The sequence below is a fragment of the Stenotrophomonas sp. SrG genome, from assembly GCF_050031795.1.
Taxonomy (GTDB): Bacteria; Pseudomonadota; Gammaproteobacteria; order Xanthomonadales; family Xanthomonadaceae; genus Stenotrophomonas; species Stenotrophomonas rhizophila_A.
Window position 1 is genome coordinate 1 of the sequence record NZ_JBNBBE010001524.1, and the last position, 233, is coordinate 233.

Genomic DNA, 233 nt, shown 5'->3' on the forward strand with positions numbered 1-233 from the left:
CGTCCAGCCATCACCGACCTGTTCCTGGCCGTCCGGCGCCGCGCGGCGATGCAGGCCGAGGCCCGGGACATCCTGGGCGACCTGCCCGAGGCCTGGATCGGCGATGACACCCCCCCCCCCGCCGCCGATGCGGTGGCCGACGCGCTCAAGGCGGTCGCAGGCGCCGGGGTGCCGGTGTACGGCATCCGCGGCAACCGCGATTTCCTGGTGGGCGAGGACTCCGCCCGTCGCGC

1 pseudogene is annotated in these 233 nt (G+C 76.0%); it reads left to right on the plus strand.

Annotation, left to right across the window (positions count from 1 at the left end):
* Nucleotides 1–233, plus strand: a pseudogene (locus ACQG3P_RS24485) (UDP-2,3-diacylglucosamine diphosphatase); the annotation flags it as partial.